At 48.1% G+C, this 640-nt stretch carries 1 protein-coding gene; it reads right to left on the bottom strand.

Features of this window, described 5'->3' with window-relative positions; translation table 11 throughout:
* A partial coding sequence (locus tag WMO75_RS19700) for a lectin like domain-containing protein (protein WP_349078873.1) occupies positions 1–609 on the bottom strand: 609 nt, incomplete at its 3' end.
* Positions 610–640: the final 31 nt, after the last annotated feature.

Genomic DNA, 640 nt, shown 5'->3' with positions numbered 1-640 from the left:
GGTCGGTTTTGGAGTAGCGGTTGGAGTTACAGTAACGGTTGGTGTCGGAGAAACAGTCGGAACAAAAGTTACAGTCTTCGTATGCGCCTTAATCGAAAAGCAATACGGATCTGTAAGCTTCCCAACATCGATCCAGGAAGATCCATTTCTGGAATAAAAGCTCTGGTTCGGGCTGGTGTCGGCAGAAACGGTGATCCAGCCGAGATTTTGAGATTTTTCCACATAGTAGGAAACCGGGTTTCCGGTCACGGTGATGACAACGGAATACTGAGAACCTGGGGCAAGCAGAACCGGTCCTGGAAGGGGGATGGTATCAATTCCGGCGAGTGCCTGTGTGTATTCAAAAGGCTCTGCATAGGCAGGTGTTCCGCTGACCGGATTGGATGGATTTTTCAGATCTGTGTAGACCTGAATCTGGTAGGATGCATAATCGTTTTTGGAAGCGGTTACGATCTCACCGAGTTCTTCATAGCTTCCATTTCCGGCTTTTGCGGTAAAAATATTGGCAACAGAGTAACCGGCCGGGAGATTAAGGCTGGCGGTGCTGGCAGTGACTCCGTCATTTTTCTTTTTTGTAATTGTCGTCCCACCCAATAAGAGTAACTGCATGATTAACCACACCGTCAAAAGGATAGCAGGA

Origin of the sequence: Blautia intestinihominis (assembly GCF_040096655.1) — a bacterium.
In the GTDB taxonomy this organism is placed as follows: Bacteria; Bacillota; Clostridia; order Lachnospirales; family Lachnospiraceae; genus Blautia_A; species Blautia_A intestinihominis.
The sequence above is the reverse complement of the archived record's forward strand: the minus strand, read 5'-3'. Positions and strand labels throughout refer to the sequence as shown.